Annotated in this window: 19 protein-coding genes and 1 tRNA gene; 6 read left to right on the top strand and 14 right to left on the bottom strand. The window is 65.1% G+C overall.

The features are described 5' to 3' along the window. Positions 1-147: 147 nt before the first annotated feature. Positions 148-1,632 (bottom strand): proline--tRNA ligase, encoded by a 1,485-nt coding sequence (gene proS, locus C479_RS12320; RefSeq protein ID WP_007703056.1) that lies wholly within the window; start codon positions 1,630-1,632, stop codon positions 148-150. A 146-nt stretch (positions 1,633-1,778) separates the two neighbouring features. Here proS and C479_RS12315 point away from each other — a divergent pair, with 146 nt between their 5' ends. After that, positions 1,779-2,753: a quinone oxidoreductase family protein gene (locus C479_RS12315; RefSeq protein ID WP_007703053.1), complete on the top strand. Its 975-nt coding sequence runs from the start codon at positions 1,779-1,781 to the stop codon at positions 2,751-2,753. Between the two features lie 31 nt (positions 2,754-2,784). Here the strand turns inward: C479_RS12315 and C479_RS12310 are convergent, their stop codons facing one another. Further along, positions 2,785-3,267 (bottom strand): 8-oxo-dGTP diphosphatase, encoded by a 483-nt coding sequence (locus C479_RS12310; RefSeq protein ID WP_007703050.1) that lies wholly within the window; start codon positions 3,265-3,267, stop codon positions 2,785-2,787. Positions 3,268-3,433: 166 nt separating this feature from the next. On the opposite strand from C479_RS12310, the gene C479_RS12305 reads away from it, so the two are divergent. After that, positions 3,434-3,856, top strand: a complete 423-nt coding sequence (locus tag C479_RS12305; RefSeq protein WP_007703047.1) for a CBS domain-containing protein — start codon at positions 3,434-3,436, stop codon at positions 3,854-3,856. 51 nt (positions 3,857-3,907) lie between these two features. Here C479_RS12305 and C479_RS12300 read toward each other — a convergent pair whose 3' ends face one another. Next, positions 3,908-4,369, bottom strand: a complete 462-nt coding sequence (locus C479_RS12300) for a hypothetical protein (protein WP_007703046.1) — start codon at positions 4,367-4,369, stop codon at positions 3,908-3,910. A 686-nt stretch (positions 4,370-5,055) separates the two neighbouring features. Here C479_RS12300 and C479_RS12295 point away from each other — a divergent pair. After that, positions 5,056-6,087: an NAD(P)/FAD-dependent oxidoreductase gene (locus C479_RS12295; RefSeq protein ID WP_007703043.1), complete on the top strand. Its 1,032-nt coding sequence runs from the start codon at positions 5,056-5,058 to the stop codon at positions 6,085-6,087. 375 nt (positions 6,088-6,462) lie between these two features. Here the strand turns inward: C479_RS12295 and C479_RS12290 are convergent, their stop codons facing one another. Beyond that, positions 6,463-6,753 (bottom strand): HalOD1 output domain-containing protein, encoded by a 291-nt coding sequence (locus tag C479_RS12290; protein ID WP_015301595.1) that lies wholly within the window; start codon positions 6,751-6,753, stop codon positions 6,463-6,465. Between the two features lie 160 nt (positions 6,754-6,913). On the opposite strand from C479_RS12290, the gene C479_RS17135 reads away from it, so the two are divergent. Next, positions 6,914-7,270, top strand: coding sequence for a DUF7344 domain-containing protein (locus tag C479_RS17135; protein ID WP_449271813.1), 357 nt, complete (start codon positions 6,914-6,916; stop codon positions 7,268-7,270). 267 nt (positions 7,271-7,537) lie between these two features. Here C479_RS17135 and C479_RS12280 read toward each other — a convergent pair. The 8 genes from C479_RS12280 to C479_RS12245 all read right to left on the bottom strand — a co-directional run bounded on the left by C479_RS12280 (position 7,538) and on the right by C479_RS12245 (position 13,401). Next, a tRNA-Ala gene (locus C479_RS12280) sits at positions 7,538-7,609 on the bottom strand. Positions 7,610-7,675: 66 nt separating this feature from the next. Next, positions 7,676-8,281, bottom strand: a complete 606-nt coding sequence (locus C479_RS12275) for a rhomboid family intramembrane serine protease (protein ID WP_007703035.1) — start codon at positions 8,279-8,281, stop codon at positions 7,676-7,678. Between the two features lie 124 nt (positions 8,282-8,405). Then, entirely contained in the window at positions 8,406-8,714 is a 309-nt protein-coding gene (gene rpsJ, locus C479_RS12270) for a 30S ribosomal protein S10 (protein WP_007703032.1), read from the bottom strand. Beyond that, complete coding sequence (gene tuf / locus C479_RS12265) at positions 8,715-9,980, bottom strand: translation elongation factor EF-1 subunit alpha (RefSeq protein ID WP_007703028.1); 1,266 nt, start codon at positions 9,978-9,980, stop codon at positions 8,715-8,717. Between the two features lie 242 nt (positions 9,981-10,222). After that, positions 10,223-11,251, bottom strand: coding sequence for a homoserine dehydrogenase (locus C479_RS12260; protein ID WP_007703025.1), 1,029 nt, complete (start codon positions 11,249-11,251; stop codon positions 10,223-10,225). Beyond that, positions 11,251-11,817, bottom strand: coding sequence for an ACT domain-containing protein (locus tag C479_RS12255; protein WP_049907293.1), 567 nt, complete (start codon positions 11,815-11,817; stop codon positions 11,251-11,253). The genes C479_RS12260 and C479_RS12255 overlap by 1 nt, the downstream gene beginning before the upstream one ends. Before the next feature lie 146 nt (positions 11,818-11,963). Next, positions 11,964-12,335, bottom strand: coding sequence for a NifU family protein (locus C479_RS12250; protein ID WP_007703019.1), 372 nt, complete (start codon positions 12,333-12,335; stop codon positions 11,964-11,966). Positions 12,336-12,420: 85 nt separating this feature from the next. Next, positions 12,421-13,401 (bottom strand): ROK family protein, encoded by a 981-nt coding sequence (locus C479_RS12245; RefSeq protein ID WP_007703017.1) that lies wholly within the window; start codon positions 13,399-13,401, stop codon positions 12,421-12,423. 148 nt (positions 13,402-13,549) lie between these two features. Between C479_RS12245 and C479_RS12240 the strand changes: the two genes are divergently transcribed. Continuing rightward, positions 13,550-14,290 (top strand): SDR family NAD(P)-dependent oxidoreductase, encoded by a 741-nt coding sequence (locus C479_RS12240; protein ID WP_007703014.1) that lies wholly within the window; start codon positions 13,550-13,552, stop codon positions 14,288-14,290. A 69-nt stretch (positions 14,291-14,359) separates the two neighbouring features. Here C479_RS12240 and C479_RS12235 read toward each other — a convergent pair whose 3' ends face one another. Both C479_RS12235 and C479_RS12230 read right to left on the bottom strand, forming a co-directional pair. Further along, entirely contained in the window at positions 14,360-15,403 is a 1,044-nt protein-coding gene (locus tag C479_RS12235) for a BtrH N-terminal domain-containing protein (protein ID WP_007703010.1), read from the bottom strand. A 142-nt stretch (positions 15,404-15,545) separates the two neighbouring features. After that, on the bottom strand, positions 15,546-16,088 hold the full coding sequence (locus tag C479_RS12230) for a VOC family protein (RefSeq protein WP_007703008.1): 543 nt from the start codon (positions 16,086-16,088) through the stop codon (positions 15,546-15,548). A gap of 72 nt (positions 16,089-16,160) precedes the next feature. Here C479_RS12230 and C479_RS12225 point away from each other — a divergent pair, with 72 nt between their 5' ends. Next, the gene (locus tag C479_RS12225) at positions 16,161-16,616 is read left to right on the top strand and encodes a hotdog fold thioesterase (RefSeq protein WP_007703006.1); all 456 of its coding nucleotides are present in this window, start codon (positions 16,161-16,163) and stop codon (positions 16,614-16,616) included. Positions 16,617-16,673: the final 57 nt, after the last annotated feature.

Below are 16,673 nucleotides of genomic sequence, written 5' to 3'. Positions count from 1 at the left end.
CCGTCGACCGTGTCGGAAAGTGGACTTTTGTTTCGAAATATGTTGACTGGGCTCGGCTGATAGACATTCGATCCAGTTGCCGGGTTCCGAGTACACGACACCGGGAGGTGCACGACAGAAACCCCCGCTGGAGAACAGCTCCGTCCGTCAGTACGACTTCGCGAAGTACGCGATTTCGTCGGCCGGCTCGTCACAGACGCCGCACGTCGCATCCGCGTCGGGGCGGACGGGTTCGCCCGCGGAGTCGCCGCCTTGCTCGTCGACGGGTTGCATGACGATCTCCGCAGCGATTTCGTCTTTGATAACCGTCTCGCAGGCTTCGTCGCCGCACCACGGCGTCTTCACGTAGCCACCGTGTCGGCCGATCGTGCCGAGGATCTCCTCGGGGGAGTGGGCCTCCCGGACGTTCTCGGCGAGATTCGTTGCGGCCGCGTCGTAGAGCTTCTCGAAGATCCCGTCGAGGTGGGCGTCGACCGCATCGACGATGCCGTCGCGGTCGGCGACGGTCTGTTCGCTGTCGGGGCGGTGGACGAGCGTGACTTCCTCGTCGTCGACCTCGTTCGGGCCGATCTCGAGGCGGAGCGGGACGCCGTTGAGTTCGTGTTCGTTGAACTTGAAGCCGGGATTGCGCTCGTCGCGGTCGTCGAGTTCGACGCTGAAGCCGGCCGTCTCGAGGTCCGCGGCGATGCCCTCGGAATAGTCGAGGACGTCGTCTTTCGTGTCGGCCTGCCAGATGGGGACGATGACGACCTGCGTGGGGGCGATCGTGGGCGGGAGAACCAGCCCCTGATCGTCTGAGTGGGTCATGATCATCGCGCCCAATGCACGCCAGGACAACCCCCACGAGGTGGTGAACGCGGTCTGTTCGTCCTCGTCTTCGTCGGCGAAGGTGATGTCGAACGCCTCGGCGAAACTCTGGCCGAGGTGGTGACTGGTCGCGCTCTGGACGGACTTGCCGTCGGGCATCAGCGCCTCGACACAGGTCGTCGTCTCCGCGCCGGGGAACTTGTCGTGGTCCGGTTTCTTCCCCCTGAGGACGGGGACCGCGAGGACCTCCTCCAGCACACGTGCGTACTGGTCGAGTCGGGTCCAGACTTCCTCCCAGGCCTCACCGTCGGTCGCGTGGGCGGTGTGACCCTCCTGCCAGAGGAACTCCTTGGTGCGGAAGAAGGGCTTGGTCTCCGTGGCTTCCCAGCGGACGACCGAGCACCACTGGTTGAGCCGCATCGGCAGGTCGCGGTGGCTGCGGATCCAGTCGGCCATGAACGGCGCGATGATCGACTCGCTGGTCGGACGCACCGCGAGGCGCTCTTCGAGTTCGTCGTGGCCGCCCTGAGTGACCCAGGCGACCTCGGGGTCGAACCCCTCGACGATGTCCTTCTCGCGTTCGAGGAAACTCTCCGGGATGAACATCGGGAAGTAGGCGTTGTCGACGCCGGTCTCTTTGAACCAGCCGTCGAGCGCGTCCTGAATTCCCTCCCAGAGGGCGTACCCCCGGGGCTTGGTGACGATAAATCCACCCATCGGCGCGTAGTCGGCCAGATCCGCCTTCTGGACGACCTCCGCGTACCACTCGCCGGGCTTGTGTGACTTGGACTCGGTGATCCCGAGATCCTGCGCGTCCTCGCTCATACACGCAACGTCAGGTAGCGCGGTCTTAAACGATGCGAAGGCCGAGCGGGTGGGCCGAGACAACATCGATGCATCGCCGGCTGAACGCGGCGTCGGTTTTCGTCGGTTGACGGCCGTTTATGCATCCAGCCCTCGAACGACCGGCCATGCACGCCATCGAGGTTGCGGCGTACGGCGACAGTGACGCACTCGAAGTCACAGAGCGCGAGAAACCGGAGCCGGGCCCGGGCGAGGTCCGCATCGCCGTCGAGGCGGCGGGGATCAACTTCGCCGACGTGATGCAACGACGCGGCGTCTATCCAGGTGGACCCGACGCCCCGTACGTCCCGGGGATGGAGGCAGCGGGTACCGTCGACGCCGCTGGTGAGGGCGTCGGACTGGACGAAGGCGACCGCGTCGTCGCGATGCTCGGCGGTGGCGGCTACGCCGAATACGTTACCGCGAACGCCCAGATGCTATTCCCGATTCCGGAGGGGATGAGCTTCGAGGAGGCCGCCGGCTTCCCCGTCCAGTTCCTCACCGCACACTGCTGTCTCTTCGGCTGGGGCGGACTCGAGGAAGGGGAGCAAGTCCTCATTCAGGCGGCGGCGGGCGGCGTCGGCACTGCCGCCGTCCAGCTCGCCTCGAACGCGGGCGCGGAGGTCTTCGGCACGGCGAGCACCCAGAAGAAGCTCGACCTCGCCGCAGACCTCGGCTGTGACCACCCCATCCAGTACACCGATGTCGACTTCCGCGACGTGGTCGACAAGGAGACCGACGGCGAGGGCGTGGACCTCGTCTTGGAAAGCGTCGGCGACGACGTCTTCGACCGGAGTCTCGACGCACTCGCACACTTCGGCCGGCTGGTCACCTACGGCGTCGCCAGCGGCGTCCCCGCCAGCGCCGAGAATCGCCGCCTCCTCTTCGAGAACAAGAGCGTCCACGGCTTCCACCTCGGTCAGGCGTCCAGTCACGACCCCAGCCGGGTCATGGCCGCCGTCCCCGACCTCACGAGTGGCTTCGAATCCGGCGAATTAGAAGTGATCGTCGGTGAGACGTTCCCGCTCACGGAGGCCGCAGACGCTCACCAGTTCATCGAGGATCGCAAGAGTACCGGGAAAGTCGTCCTCGTTCCCGAATAACGTCGAAACGGCGTTCGAGACCGACCCCAATTCACTCGAATTCGATTCCCCACGCGAGGTCGTGGTCGACGAAGTCTGCATCGTCGAGCGGTTCGCCGCCCTCGAAGTCGAAACGGCCCTCGACTGTCCGCCCCTGGAGGACGCCCGGCAACCAGAGGGAGTCGTCGTCCCACATCTGGTCGTAGGGGACCTCGTCGAGGGGGAACCACTCGGGACGAGCTTCCTCGGAGGGTCGTGGCTCGCCGTCGAAGCGATCCGTCCGGAAGACGTGGCAGTGGATCTGCGGGTCGCCGTCGAGCCGAAAGGTGAGTTCGCCCGCCTTCGAGAGGGCCGGCGTGTCGACGTCGATACCGACCTCTTCGCGCACCTCACGGATCGCACACTCGCGGAGCGTCTCGCCGTCTTCGCGCTTGCCGCCCGGTCCGTTGTACCACCCCTCGCCGAGCCCGCGACGTTTCTCGATGAGCAACACCTGGTCGTCGCTGACGACGAAGCACAGCGTCCCCTCGATCATCGACGGACGTTGGGACGGCCACCCCATAAGCCCTCGTGGAAGGACGTGGGAACGCGGCGTGGTCGGTGTGAGGGCGCCGCTCTCGGCCAGTTCGCCAACCACCGGAGGGCGTCGCGAAACCAGCCGTCGAGTAAACGTTTTTACGGCAGGACTGCGACGTGCTGGCATGGAGGATATTTTCGTCGCGCGATTGATGTCGAGCGACGTGTACACGGTCGGACCGGACACGCTGGTCGAAGATGCGGCGACGGCGATGCTCGAACGCGACATCGGCTCCGTCGTCGTGGTAAACGAGTCGAACCGGATCTGCGGCATCCTCACCGGGACTGACTTCGTCAAGATCGTCTCCGAACGGAAGCCGAAGGATCAGACGCCGGTCTCGCGGTACATGACCGAGGACGTCGTCACCGGCAGCGCTCAGGACACCGTCCACGAGATGGCCGAACTGATGACCGACCACGGCTTCCAGCACGTCCCCATCGTCGACGAGACCGAGGGCGTCATCGGCATGCTCTCGACGACCGACCTGACGGCGTATCTCTCCCGGCAGGACCAACCCGCCGGGCTCGCCGCTGGTGGCGAGGAGTAGGCGAGACGGTCCACCAGCCCGCCTCCGTTCGCCAGAGTACTCGGCGACTCGTCACCGTGCGTCGTCCGACGTCGCGGCGTGCGGTGGCGGGTCGATCGGAACCGAATCGGCCGAAACGATCGAGTACGACCGACGACAGTGACCCGCCGCCGATTCGGCGTCGACGTACAGCGGGTAGCGGGTGCCGTCTCGGCCGGCGAGCACGCTCACGAACGGTCGGTCGACGGACGATTCCGTCGGCCACAGTACGGCGATCGAGGCGGCAGGGTCGTGAATACGAATCGCGTCGCCGGGATCGACTGGTGGGAGCGTGCCCTCGCCAGAGGCCTCGGACGTAGCGGCGTCGTCTCGCGAGAGAGCGGCAGTGTGCCCGCCAATCGACCGACCGGCGTTCGCTCCGCCGGTCGGCTCGGCGCTGCCAGTTCGCCGATTGGGCGAGTCCCCCACGGTTTGGTCGCCGAGCTCACCACCACTCGTCACATCCACGCCCCCGTGTCGTCGTGTCCGGTCCATAGGAAGAGGTCGAACGCGGACACAATAGGCGTCGGGCTCCCGCTTCCGATTTTCCGATAACTGAACCTGGTCGTGAGCGACGGGGTATCGCCGGAAGTGCTGTCCCGGTTTCACCGGTAGTGAAACCCGTGAGAGAGACAGATCCTACGACGAGAGATCGAACGACTACTCGTCCACACGATCATAGGGGGATCTCGATCCGCTCTCCCAGTCGAATGCGTGATACAGCGACTCGAGTCAAGAGTACCGATTCAACCAAGAGCTAGCAGGACCATCGAAAACCCTGAGAACACCGGCGAGTGCAGCCGGAGCTCCCCTACCCATGTCCGTCGTGGCGGGCACCAGTCGGCCGGTGACGTCGGAATTACGCGGCTCGCATCCCGCCGGATGGGTATCGACATGTGTCGCACATAGGCGTACTGGCCGAACGAGGACGGACGATCAAGAGTTCGTGGTGTCCGACCGAGGCGCCGTAATTTGCGTGGCGCCGATGCTCATTCGATAGACGGCTTCGAAGACAGGTGGCATCACGACACGGACGGTCCGAATCCGCAGCCTAGCGGTCAGCATCGACGGCAGGCCTGTGTTAGGATCAGTGAACGCGTCCAATCCACCACCGTCCGCAGAAGGCTCTCGATCACTGCACCCGCGTAGCTATTTACCGTGCGAGCCGTTCCCATACAGGTATGAGTGGATCGACAGATCGGCACGAGTACGACGTGGTCGTGGTCGGCGGCGGGCCGGCAGGGATGACCGCGGCGCTTTACACCACGCGACTCGGCCATCGAACGGCGCTCGTCGATCGCGGTGGCGGCCGGGCAGCGATGATGCAGGACGTGCACAACGTGCTCGGCGTTCGCGAAGAGACCAGTGGCGGCGACTACCTCGATGTTGGTCGCGACCAGCTCGCGGACTACGGCTGCGAGATCCACCGCGATCTGATCACGTCGTGTACGCGCGATGACGCCGATAACAGATCGGTTCGGCTGTCCGGCGATGCAGCCGACTACGTGGGCGAGGCCATCGTCCTCGCGACTGGATTCACCGACGTGCGGCCGGAGCCCCCACTGCCGCGAACGGGGCGCGGACTCCACTACTGCCTGCACTGTGACGCGTACATGTTCGTCGGCGAGTCGGTCTACGTGATGGGCCACGCCGAAAGCGCAGCTCACGTCGCCGGGATCATGCTGAACTTCACGGACGAGGTCGATCTACTGACCCGGGGTGCAGAACCCGAGTGGAGCGACGAGACGGCCGCGGTTCTCGAGGCCCACCCGATCGACGTGATCGAGTCGGATATCACCGGAGTGCAAAACGGCGACGATGGCTGGCTGGAAGCCCTCGAGTTCGAGGATGGCGCCGTTCGAGAATACAGGGGTGGCTTCGCGATGTACGGCGCCGAGTACAACAACGGGCTGGCCCGAGAACTCGGCTGCGAGCTCGATGCGGATGGGACGATTACGGTCGACGACCACGGTCGAACCTCGGTCGATGGCGTCTACGCCGTCGGCGACTGTACACCCGGGCACAATCAGGTCCCCGTTGCACTCGGACAGGGTGCAAAGGCCGGGATCGACATCCACTTCCAGTTACGCGACTTCCCGCGCGACCTCGAAACGATCGACGAGCTGGGGCCGGTTCGATCGGCCGAAGTCCCGGGGATTCCCGACGAACTCCTCGAACAGGCTGTCGACTTTCACACGTACGGCCGGGAGTGAGTGACAGGGGACGTACCGCTGCAAGCCTGTGCTGAATGCCCTCGTTCTGCCCAGCAGGTCGGGCGACACCGACGCTGACAGGCTTCGTCGACGGCGGTTTGCTGCCCGCTCGGAACCGCCGGCGATGAAATATAGAAACCATAGGAATCACGGACGAATACCTTCCCAGACGATTCGATATCGGGCATTCGATGGATGGAACCCGTCGGTACTGGGCGTCGAATCCGCAGAACGTGGGTAGTTGAATGCACCGGCTGCTGGCATGGGGCCGCCCAGCAGCGGCAGCGTTCGTGAACGGGTGCGCGCGGAGTAGTTGGCTGGGCCGTGAGTCGGATAGGATTCTCGAATGCGGTCCGCATACGGAAGCAGCGACGGTTAATCGACTGGCTCGGGGTCGTGACTCCGTTCTGTGGGTGGGCGAGCACCCATCCGTGCCTCGTTCGAGTCGACTGTGACAGAGTAATCTGCCGAGACAGTGACTGTGTATCCCGCGTACTCGAATTGAATCTTCCCGTTCGGACGGTTCGTCCCAGCAACCGGTTCGAACACGGCGTCGAGCGCCTCCGGATCGATTACGTCGTAGAGCGGTGGATCGAGCATCGAGGGGTCGATACCCTCACGCGCAGCGATTTTACTGACAATTCTGACACCAACGGAGTCGGCCATGCTCGTAGTTGGCCCTCGACTGCGATAACGATTGGCGAATATTCCGCGGAGCACTCCACACGCGCAAATAGACTACGCAGGACGGGACGTTCCGCTATACTCACCCACCGCCTCGACACAGCAATTGGCCTTTATTACGCGATGCGTGGTTACAGCGTACATGTCTCGGGGAAATGAGGATGCGCCCAACAAGCACCAACTCTCAGTCGATTTGGTTCTCGAAATCCTGAGTCAGTATCAACGACGAGAGATTCTCCGGTTCTGCCGAGATGCACCGACGAATACGTTCCCAATGCACCAGGTCATCACCCACCTTCGAGACATCGAGGCCGAGCTGAACGACGAAGAGCCGGGAACCGATCACTTACAATCCGTCCTGATGCACGTTCACGGCCCGAAATTGGATACGGTTGGGCTGGTGGAATACGACATCGGTGAGCAGTACATCGAGTATTTCCCCAACGAACAGATCGAAACCGCCCTGGAGCATATCGACCGGATGGAAGACGACTGGTGAGTTTCGACAAGGAACTGAATTGGAGTGATTTTGAATTGTCACTTCTGTCGAAAGTTCTCTGATGTCGGTTCATTCGCACTAATCGCCCGACTGCAGCGGGGTGGTCCGATACCCTCGTTTCACTCGCGAGAACGGAGTGGACTCGCTGGGATTTGAACCCGAAGGAAGACGGTCGCTCACTTCGTTCGCGCTGCGACTTCCAAGGCTTCAAATTCAGCGTCGACGACGATTCACGCCGCTCGCGGACGTGCTCGCGGCGTAGAATAGTGGACTCGCTGGGATTTGAACCCAGGGCCTCTTCCTTGCGAAGGAAGCGATCTACCACTGATCTACGAGCCCGCGGAATTTGGTAGCCGGGAGAGCTATTAGTAGCTTGTGTTTCGGTGGCGACGAGGTGCCACCAGCTCAGGCGGAGCGGCGACGGACGTGCGAAGGGACATCGAGGACGCCGGCGCGTCCGGCGACCAATCCGAGCAGGAAGCCCGTGAAGTGAGCGAGCAGAGCGACCCGTGGGGCGGCCGTCGCGAACGTGATGAGCGCGGCGAGGGCGACGAACACGCCCAGCGCGATCCACGGCGAGACCTGCACGCGCGAGGCCAGCCCGTCGGAGAGTCGGTTGCCCGCCAGTAGATACCCCATCAGCGCGAAGACGGCGCCGCTCGCCCCGAGCACCGGCGTCGCCACGCCGACGAATCCGGTGCCCACGACCTGTGTGATCCCCGCGATAGCACCCGTCGCCAGGAAGAACGCGTGAAAGCGCAGGTGCGTCGTGGCCCGGGCGATCGGCCAGCCAAAGAGGACGAGTGCGGCGCTGTTCGATAGCAGATGACCCAGGTTCTCGTGAGCGTAGACGCTCGTCACGATCGTCCACGGGTTGGCCTCGAGCGGCGGCGCCAGGACGAACAGTCCAGCCATCAACCCGACGCTGAACAGCCCCGCGATCCACTGCAGGACGAAGACCACGGCGAATATCACCAGCGTCTCGACGAGCGGACTCCCGGAGCGTGCCATACGTCAGGATTCGACGGACACTCCCTTAATCGGTCGGACAGTGTCGTCACTCGACGGTCGAGAAAGCGAGTCGAACGTGCTGCGAGTACAACGTGCGCGAATCGATCCGAACAGCGGGTGCCGATCAGTCCTCGAGGACGATCTCGATCGAGACGTCGTTCGGCACCTGGATGCGCATGAGCTGTCGGAGCGCACGCTCGTCCGCATCGAGGTCGATCAGGCGCTTGTGGACGCGCATCTCCCAGTGCTCCCACGTCGCCGTCCCTTCACCGTCCGGCGACTTGCGGGTGGGAATTTCGAGCGTCTTCGTCGGAAGCGGGATCGGTCCGCTCAGGTTGACGCCCGTGTTGCTTGCGATTTCGCGGACGTCATCGCAGATGTTGTCCAGATCCTGCGGGCTCGTCCCGGCGAGACGGACACGTGCTTGCTGCATTTATTTCTCGTCGACGCTCATGACCTTGCCAGCCGCGATGGTCTGACCCATGTCACGGATGGCGAAGGAACCGAGTTCCGGGATCTCGCTGGCCGGCTCGATGCTGAGCGGTTTCTGCGGACGGATGGTGACGACCGCGGAGTCGCCGGACTGGATGAAGTCGGGGTTCTCCTCGGCGACCTCGCCGCTGGAACTGTCCATCTTCTTGTCGATCGACTCGATCGTACACGCGACCTGCGCGGTGTGGGCGTGGAAGACCGGGGTGTAACCGGCCGTGATGACCGAGGGGTGCTGCATGACGACGATCTGGGCCTGGAAGGTCTCGGCGACCGTCGGCGGATCGTCGGCCGGGCCACAGATGTCGCCGCGGCGGATGTCGTCCTTGCCGATGCCGCGGACGTTGAATCCGACGTTGTCACCGGGTTCGGCCTTCGGGACCTCCTCGTGGTGCATCTCGATCGTCTTGACCTCGCCGCCAACGTCGCTGGGCTGGAAGGAGACGTTGTCGCCGATGTTCATGACACCGGTCTCGATACGTCCGACCGGGACGGTCCCGATGCCGGAGATCGTGTAGACGTCCTGAATCGGAAGTCGGAGCGGCGCGTCCGTCGGCGGCTCGGACTCCGGCAGGTCGTTGAGCGTCTCGAGCAGGGTACGACCGTCGTACCACGGCGTGTTGTCGGAGGTTTCGGCGATGTTGTCGCCCTCGAAGGCCGAGATCGGGATGAACGAGTCGTCGGCGACCTCGAAGTTGACCTGATCGAGGAGCTGGTTGACCTCGTCGACGACGGAGTTGTAGTCGTCCTCGGAGTAGTCGACGACGTCCATCTTGTTGATGCCGATGATCAGCTTCTCGATGCCGAGGGTGCGCGACAGGAAGACGTGCTCCTGGGTCTGGGGCGCGACACCGTCGTCTGCGGCGACGACGAGGACGGCGTGGTCCGCCTGGGACGCACCCGTGATCATGTTCTTCACGAAGTCGCGGTGGCCAGGGGTGTCGACGATGGTGAAGTAGTACTTGTCCGTGTCGAACTCCTGGTGGGCGATGTCGATGGTGACACCACGCTCTCGCTCTTCGGCGAGGTTGTCCATGACGTAGGCGAACTCGAAGCCACCCTTGCCCTTCTCTTCTGCTTCTTCGCGGTGCTGTTCGATGACGTGCTCTGGGACGCTCCCTGTCTCGTACAGGAGTCGACCCACGAGCGTACTCTTCCCGTGGTCAACGTGGCCGATGATGGCCAGGTTCTGGTGTGGTTTGTCGCTCATTGTTGTAGCTCACGCGCAAAGGCGCTTATACCGGGGATGTTGTCCGGATGTGGTTAAAACCATTTCGAAACCCGTATGAGCGGACCCCGACGCCGTCGTGCGGTTTGCGAGGTGTTCACACGAGGGGAGCCCGATCGCACCGCCGATCGGCCACGTCGCCGTCGCATTGGCCAGTAATCCTGTCGGCACCACCAGTGGCCCCGTCGGCACCTGCCGGTTCAGCGTCACCAGCCGATTCGAACTCACCGCGATGGCAACCGGCCGACGTCCGCGAGCACCGCAGTCGCCGTCTCGGGGCCACCAGCGCCGGCGCCGCTGTTGTGTAACGTGCCCGCGTGTTCGGTCTCGAACTGGACGATGTTTCGCGTCCCACTGACGGCCAGCGGGCCGTGTTCGGGGACCAGCCGGGGACCGACGCTGACGCCCTCCCGAGTAGCTTCGCCGACGAGACGGATCGTCTGCCCGTCTTCGGCGGCCAGCTCGAGCGCGCTCCGTGGCACTCCCTCGATACCGGTCACGTCGGCATCTTCGAGCGAGAAGCCGCCGTCTGCGAGGACGTTCGCCAGAATGACGAACTTCAGGGCAGCGTCGGTGCCGTCGACGTCGAACGACGGGTCCGCCTCGGCGACGCCCATATCCTGGGCCTCGGCCAGGACGTGCTCGTAGTCGAGTCCCTCGGTCGCCATCCGACTGAGGACGAAGTTGGCCGTCCCGTTGAGTACGCCGCGAACGGCGGTCACGGCGTCCGGTGTCAGGTCCTCAATCGTCGAGAGGACCGGGATCGCCCCGCCGACGGTCGCCTCGAATCGAACGCAACCGGCACTCGCCCCGGCGAGTCGTTGTAACTCGTCGTAGCGCTCGGCGACGGGGCCTTTGTTCGCCAGAACGACGTGACGATCGGCGGCGAGCGCTCGGCTGGCGTGGCCGAATCCGGGCTCGGCGTCACCGAGGGTCGTCGGCGTCGCCTCGACCAGGACGTCGTAGTCGACCTCGAAAATGGTCTCGGGCGCGGTGTCGCCGACCGGTTCGCCGCGGTCCTTGCGCGCCAGAGCCGACGCGACGTCGATACTGATATCGCCGGTCGTCGTGCCGGACGAATCGGCAGCCGCCTCACCGGACGAGGCGGCAGACGCTCCACCGGTCGAGTCGGCGACCATCGCACCGGTCGAATCGGCGATCCCCACGACCTCGTGGCCGTACTCGCCTGCCAGTTCGGCAACCGAACGGCCGACGGAACCCGCACCGGCGATCGCGAGACGGTGGCCGGCCATTACGACCGACCCCCGATGAGCGGCTCGACGACGGTGAGGTCCTTCTCGGCGGCGACCTCGCCGATCGCGGCGAGCGCGTCGGCGACCGATTCATCCTCGACGGCCAGTTGCAGTCGGGCGCATGAGGCGCCCTCGGTCCCCTCCGGCGCGGCAAGCGAGACGTCGACGACCGAGGCTCGGCCGAATGCCTCGATGCGGGCGAGCGTCTCAGAGAGGTCGGAATCGACCAGGTGCCCGATCAGAACCACGTTGACCGTTCGGTCGTAGCGTCGCTCCCCCGCCTGGATGATCGGGACGCCCGTCGCCTCGAGCCGCTCGACCAGTCCGTCGAACTGCGCGGGCGGACACGACAGGTCGATCTCGACCGGAATCGTCCCGCGCGGCGTTCGTTTGTCCCGTTCGTGGTGGATCGATCGCAGATTCGCGCCGTGTTCGGTGATCGGCCCGAGCGCGCGTTGCAATCGCCCCGGCTCGTCCTCGAGTTCGAGACGAATCGTGTACGCGGCGTGCTCGTCGTCGGTTGTCGACCGTGCTGTCGTCGCGCTCCCGTCGTTGTCCTCACTCATCGACGTCACCACGGTTTCGAGCACCGCCACAGGGCTGCATACGTTCCCGGACGGGAGTCGGTCCTAAAAGCGTGTAGTCCGACTCAAAATTGGCCGGCGATAGCCGACGGGCCGGGTGCGCACGGTATCGCAGCCCAGCGGACAGTTTACAGGTGGTCTTTCCCGGGGTTCGACGATCCCCAGTCGCCGCGGCCACCTTCGGTTCGATCGATGCCCATGATCGACTCGGCTTGCTCCGGACCGCCGAGTTGTTCGCGCGCGTCGGGGACCCTGATAGTGACGTCCTCGATCTCGTCCCACGTGAGGAGTTCGGCCTGGATGTTCCCCGTCGTCACGTCGCTGACCGAGCAGCCGCGACAGCCGCCACCGAGCTCGATCACGACCTCGCCGGTCTCGGCGTCGGCCGTCCTGACGGCACTCGTCCCGCCGTGCATCTGGATGATCGGCATCTGCGTCGCGAGCCAGCGCTCGACGCGATCGCGAAGCGTGTCCGACGTCTCCGACTCGGACGCTGTCATACTCGACCGTAGGCGATCCGAAAGGGAATACGTTGGGGTTTCCGTGGGAGCCGGTCGGACGCCATCGAGAAACTGGGCAGTGGAGCTATTCCCGGACAGCAATCGCCGACGCGTCACCCGATCCGCCGGTAATCGCGCTGGCGAGTGCCCCGCGGAGCACGACCGAGTCCCCCAGCGAGGACGGGCGAACGTCGGGGACGTTCGAGATGACCGCCGTCTGAAGGCGCTCCCGAACCGGGTCGATCACGCGCTCCGGATTGTTCGTCGCGACGGCCCCGCCGATGGAGACGACCATCGGAGCGACCGCGTGGACCAGCGTCGCGATGCCGATCGTGTTCCAGTCGGCGACCCGATCGATCACCCTCCCTGCGAGCGGGTCGGAATCGGCGGCCGCGAACACGGTCGCCGCATCGAAATCGTCCGCTTCGAGGGGAAGGGCGGTCTCGAGGTCGGACCGACGTGCGAGTTCTCGCGCGTACGTTGGGATTCCGCGTCCGGAACAGTAGGCTTCCCAGTGGCCCGCCCGGCCGCACCCGCAGGTGAGCGCCCCGTCGGGATCGACGACGATGTGGCCGATTTCGCCGGCGTTTCCGTCCCACCCAGCGAGGACCGAGCCGTCACAGCAGATGCCGGCCCCGATCCCCGACGAGATCGTCACGTAGCACATATCGTCGGGGTTTCGCGCGGCGTAGAAGCGTTCGCCGATGACACCCGCCGTCGCGTCGTTGTGCAGGGCGACGCCGTCGACGGCTACGAGCCGTTCGACCGGGCCCGTAAGCGGGATGCGATCGATCGAGTCGGACAGGTTCGCCGGGTCGACCACGGCGCCCTCGGCGAGGTCGAACGGCCCGATCGAGCCGATCGCGGCGTCCTCGATGGCGGTCGGCTCGATCCCGGCATCGGCGCACGCGTCCCGGAGGGTGGCCAGCACGGCTTCCGTGACGTCGATTCCGGTTGGTCCCTGCGGCGTCCGCCGACGGCTGGTCGCGATCGGCTCGCCGGCGTGGTCGCCCACGATCGCACGGACGTTGGTTGCGCCGAGATCGACGCCCGCGAAGTAGGTCATCCAGTGACTCGAACGCCGGCGATGCACTTAACGGCACAGACCCGGACAGCAGGGATCGCGCCAGTTCACCGGCAGTGCGTTTCGAGACGAGTCGCTCGGCCGTTTCGCTGTCCACTACACCTAACCGACCCGACGGCGAAGCGAGCGTATGGACGGACCCAAACTCGACGGACGGACGGTGCTGGTGACCGGGAGCGGGCGAGGGCTGGGGCGAGCGATCGCCCTCGCCGCGGCCGAACGCGGCGCTCGCGTTGCCGTCCACTACCACACGAGCGCCGACGCCGCGGCGGCCGTCGCCGAAACGGCCGAAGAGCGAGGTGCACCGGCGACGACAGCCGTCCAGGCGGACGTCACCGATCCCGACAGCGTCGACGGCCTCTTCGCGACGATCGAGACCGAACTGGGACCGGTCGAGTGTCTGGTCAACAACGTCGGTGACTTCGCCCCGAACCACTGGGCCGACATCGACATCGACACCTGGCAACGCGTCTTCGATACGAACCTCACCGCGACATGGCTGTGTTCGAAACGTGCACTCCCCACAATGCACGATCGGTCGTTCGGTAGAATCGTCAACGTCGGTTACGCCTCCGCGGCGAAGGGGCTCGTCAACCCGAAGAACTTCCCGTACTTTGCAGCGAAAGCGGGCGTCCTCATGTTCACCCGAATGCTCGCCGCCGACACCCAGGACGACGGCATCACGGTCAACGCCGTCTCACCCTACGTCGTCGAGAACTCCGCGGAGTTCCCCGACGAACTGCCCCGCGGCCGGCCCGCCAGTTTCGACGACGTCACCCGCCCGATCCTGTTCTTCCTCGACCCCGCAAACGAGTACGTCAGTGGGGAAAATCTGGAAGTCGACGGCGGCTGGCTTCCCGAGAACGTCTGACCGCGAGTGAACGAAGTGAACGAGCGGCTTTTTGGTCCAGATTGTTGCCCGATCGAGTTAGTAACGCGCTCAGGGAAGCGTTTCGCGAAGGTCCCGAAACAGCCGTTCTTCGCGGTCGGCCACGGCATGGATCGCCTCGCTCGCCTCGGCCAGCAGCGCCTCGAATTCGGGCTCGCCGGCGCTGTCGAGTTCGCTCGCGGCCTTCAGTGTGGCGCCGATGTCGGTCCAGTCGTCGGCGACGGCCGTCGTCCGCTCGGACAGGGCTGGGTCGAGTTCGTCGAGTTCGGGGACCATCCGATCGAGGAACCGGGCGTAGAGGCAGCGGAAGGTGCCGCCGCCCGTGCCGCGGCGTTCGACGTTCTGGTAGGCAAAGCGGGCCGTCCACTGGGGATCCGGGAGGGACGACCACGTCTGGACGTCGTCGGCCAGTGCACGAATCCCCGCGATGCCGTGGGTCGCCGGACCGAGCGGCCGATCGACCGCCTCCGGTTCGAGGGCGTAGGTGGCCGTCTGCGCGATCGCCGCTCGCGCGGCAGTCGATAAGTCGACCGTTGGCTCCGGGTCGGTGACGACGAGATGGCGGTAGCCCAGTTCGAAGACGGCCTCGGACGCCATCGCCGCGCGCAACTGCTCGAGCGGGATCCGCTGGAGGTCGTCGAACTCGCTGTCCGAGAGGACGACCTCGTCGCCCTCGACCGCGACGACGAGCAGCGTGTGCGGGGCGAAGTGTGTGTCCGTGTCGAAGTACGGAAGGTGGTAGATGTCGGTGTAGACCAGCACCGGGTCGCCCGCGACCGTCTGCGTGCGGAGTCGGTCGACGATCGCGTTCCAGCGGTTGTCGTCCACTGTGGAATCCGTGGCGACGCCGGGTTCGAAGAGTTCGAAGCCGATCCCGAGGTGGGAGAAGAAGGCGTCCTCGATCCAGAGTGGCCGGCCGAAGAAGCCGCGGTGAGGACTCTCCGACAGTTCGAAGAACGTGAAGCCGAGACCCGACGCGAGGCCGAAGCAGGTCGGTTCGTCGCTGTTCAATCCGTAGTGGGTCGCGAGATTGCGGAGGGAGGTCGACCCGCAGTGGTCGCCGGTGCCGTGGGCGTAGCCGTCGACGCGAGACATACGTCAATGTCCGGTGTCGATTCCGATAACGGTTCTGAAGCCGACGGCACCGGTGTGCAGGTTGGCCCCAGAGCCGTTCCGGCGGGCCCGGTCGTTCCGACAGGCCCACGGGCCCAAGGGTGTTCAGGACTGGCCGTCTGGTTCAATGCGACTCGGCCGGGTCGAGGTAGCTGTGATCGGTGAGAAGATCGTGCCCGACGCCGGGTTCGCCGTAGGCCTCGCAGTAGCCGGGTTCGTACTCCATCAACTGGAAGAGGACGCCGCCCGTCGAGCGCGGGGAGACGAACGCCTCGCGGTACTTCTCGTGGTCGGCCCGGTCGACGACGCGCAGGTCGTGGTCGCGAAGGTGTGCGACGACGTCGTCGATGGCCGCGACCTCGAATGTGACGTGGTGGAAGCCGGTTCCGTTCCGATCGAGGAAGTCGGTGAGGAACGTGTCCGGGGCGGTCGGCTCGATCAGTTCGATCCGACTCAGGTCGCCCAGTTCGTACTGGATCCAGCGGAAGCCGTCCGCGGGTTCGTCGGCGATCAGCTCCCCGCCGAGGAGTTCGAGCACGGGCGCCAGCGTGTCGCGATCCGCGACGGCGATGCCGACGTGATCGACGCGAATGCGAAGATCGCGATCGGGGTCTTCGGCCGTGCTAGCGGGGCTGCCAACCTCGCCATCCGACGACGGGTCTGTCATGGCCGCTGCAACGGACGGCATCGACAAGAAGATACCCCCGAGGCGGACATTCAAGGTGGTTCGGACCCAGTCATGGTCATGGACGAGGAGGTCGCTCCCGACCGCGAGGCGCTGATCCGCAACGATCCCTACTGTGCGTTTCTGGGCATCGAACTGGTGTCGATCGGCTCCGGCTCGGCGGCCACTCGACTGTCGATCACCGAGGACCACCTGAACTTCCACGGCGTGCCCCACGGCGGCGCCATCAACTCGCTCGCCGATGCGGCCTTCGCCGCCGCCTCGAACGCCGACGGTGACGACGCGTTCGCCCTGGAGACGAACGTCTCCTTCCTCGAAGCCGTCGAGGTGGGGACGACGCTGACCGCGACCGCCCGGCGAACCCACGAGACCCGACAGACTGGCGAGTACGAGGTGGTCGTGACGGCCGACACCGATGACGGCGGAGCAGCCGACGAACAGGAGACCGCTGGCGACCCCGCCACCGACGACCGGATCGCGACGTTCCGTGGACGGGTGTACCGACCCTGACAGCCTCGCGGCGACGGCTATGGCGAGTACTGGACGGATTCGAACAAATCGATTCGA

Source organism: Halovivax asiaticus JCM 14624, assembly GCF_000337515.1.
GTDB classification, from domain to species: Archaea; Halobacteriota; Halobacteria; order Halobacteriales; family Natrialbaceae; genus Halovivax; species Halovivax asiaticus.
The sequence above is the reverse complement of the archived record's forward strand: the minus strand, read 5'-3'. Positions and strand labels throughout refer to the sequence as shown.

Coding starts and splice junctions, on each gene's coding strand:
- C479_RS12275 (WP_007703035.1), bottom strand. CDS start 8,281: ATGGCACGCTCCGGGAGTCCGCTCGTCGAGACGCTGGTGATATTCGCC.
- C479_RS12290 (WP_015301595.1), bottom strand. CDS start 6,753: ATGGCCGACTCCGTTGGTGTCAGAATTGTCAGTAAAATCGCTGCGCGT.
- C479_RS12245 (WP_007703017.1), bottom strand. CDS start 13,401: ATGACCTACTTCGCGGGCGTCGATCTCGGCGCAACCAACGTCCGTGCG.
- rpsJ (WP_007703032.1), bottom strand. CDS start 8,714: ATGCAGCAAGCACGTGTCCGTCTCGCCGGGACGAGCCCGCAGGATCTG.
- C479_RS12295 (WP_007703043.1), top strand. CDS start 5,056: ATGAGTGGATCGACAGATCGGCACGAGTACGACGTGGTCGTGGTCGGC.
- C479_RS12255 (WP_049907293.1), bottom strand. CDS start 11,817: ATGAGTGAGGACAACGACGGGAGCGCGACGACAGCACGGTCGACAACC.
- tuf (WP_007703028.1), bottom strand. CDS start 9,980: ATGAGCGACAAACCACACCAGAACCTGGCCATCATCGGCCACGTTGAC.
- C479_RS12300 (WP_007703046.1), bottom strand. CDS start 4,369: ATGGACCGGACACGACGACACGGGGGCGTGGATGTGACGAGTGGTGGT.
- C479_RS17135 (WP_449271813.1), top strand. CDS start 6,914: ATGTCTCGGGGAAATGAGGATGCGCCCAACAAGCACCAACTCTCAGTC.
- proS (WP_007703056.1), bottom strand. CDS start 1,632: ATGAGCGAGGACGCGCAGGATCTCGGGATCACCGAGTCCAAGTCACAC.
- C479_RS12305 (WP_007703047.1), top strand. CDS start 3,434: ATGGAGGATATTTTCGTCGCGCGATTGATGTCGAGCGACGTGTACACG.
- C479_RS12250 (WP_007703019.1), bottom strand. CDS start 12,335: ATGACAGCGTCCGAGTCGGAGACGTCGGACACGCTTCGCGATCGCGTC.
- C479_RS12235 (WP_007703010.1), bottom strand. CDS start 15,403: ATGTCTCGCGTCGACGGCTACGCCCACGGCACCGGCGACCACTGCGGG.
- C479_RS12260 (WP_007703025.1), bottom strand. CDS start 11,251: ATGGCCGGCCACCGTCTCGCGATCGCCGGTGCGGGTTCCGTCGGCCGT.
- C479_RS12225 (WP_007703006.1), top strand. CDS start 16,161: ATGGTCATGGACGAGGAGGTCGCTCCCGACCGCGAGGCGCTGATCCGC.
- C479_RS12230 (WP_007703008.1), bottom strand. CDS start 16,088: ATGACAGACCCGTCGTCGGATGGCGAGGTTGGCAGCCCCGCTAGCACG.
- C479_RS12240 (WP_007703014.1), top strand. CDS start 13,550: ATGGACGGACCCAAACTCGACGGACGGACGGTGCTGGTGACCGGGAGC.
- C479_RS12310 (WP_007703050.1), bottom strand. CDS start 3,267: ATGATCGAGGGGACGCTGTGCTTCGTCGTCAGCGACGACCAGGTGTTG.
- C479_RS12315 (WP_007703053.1), top strand. CDS start 1,779: ATGCACGCCATCGAGGTTGCGGCGTACGGCGACAGTGACGCACTCGAA.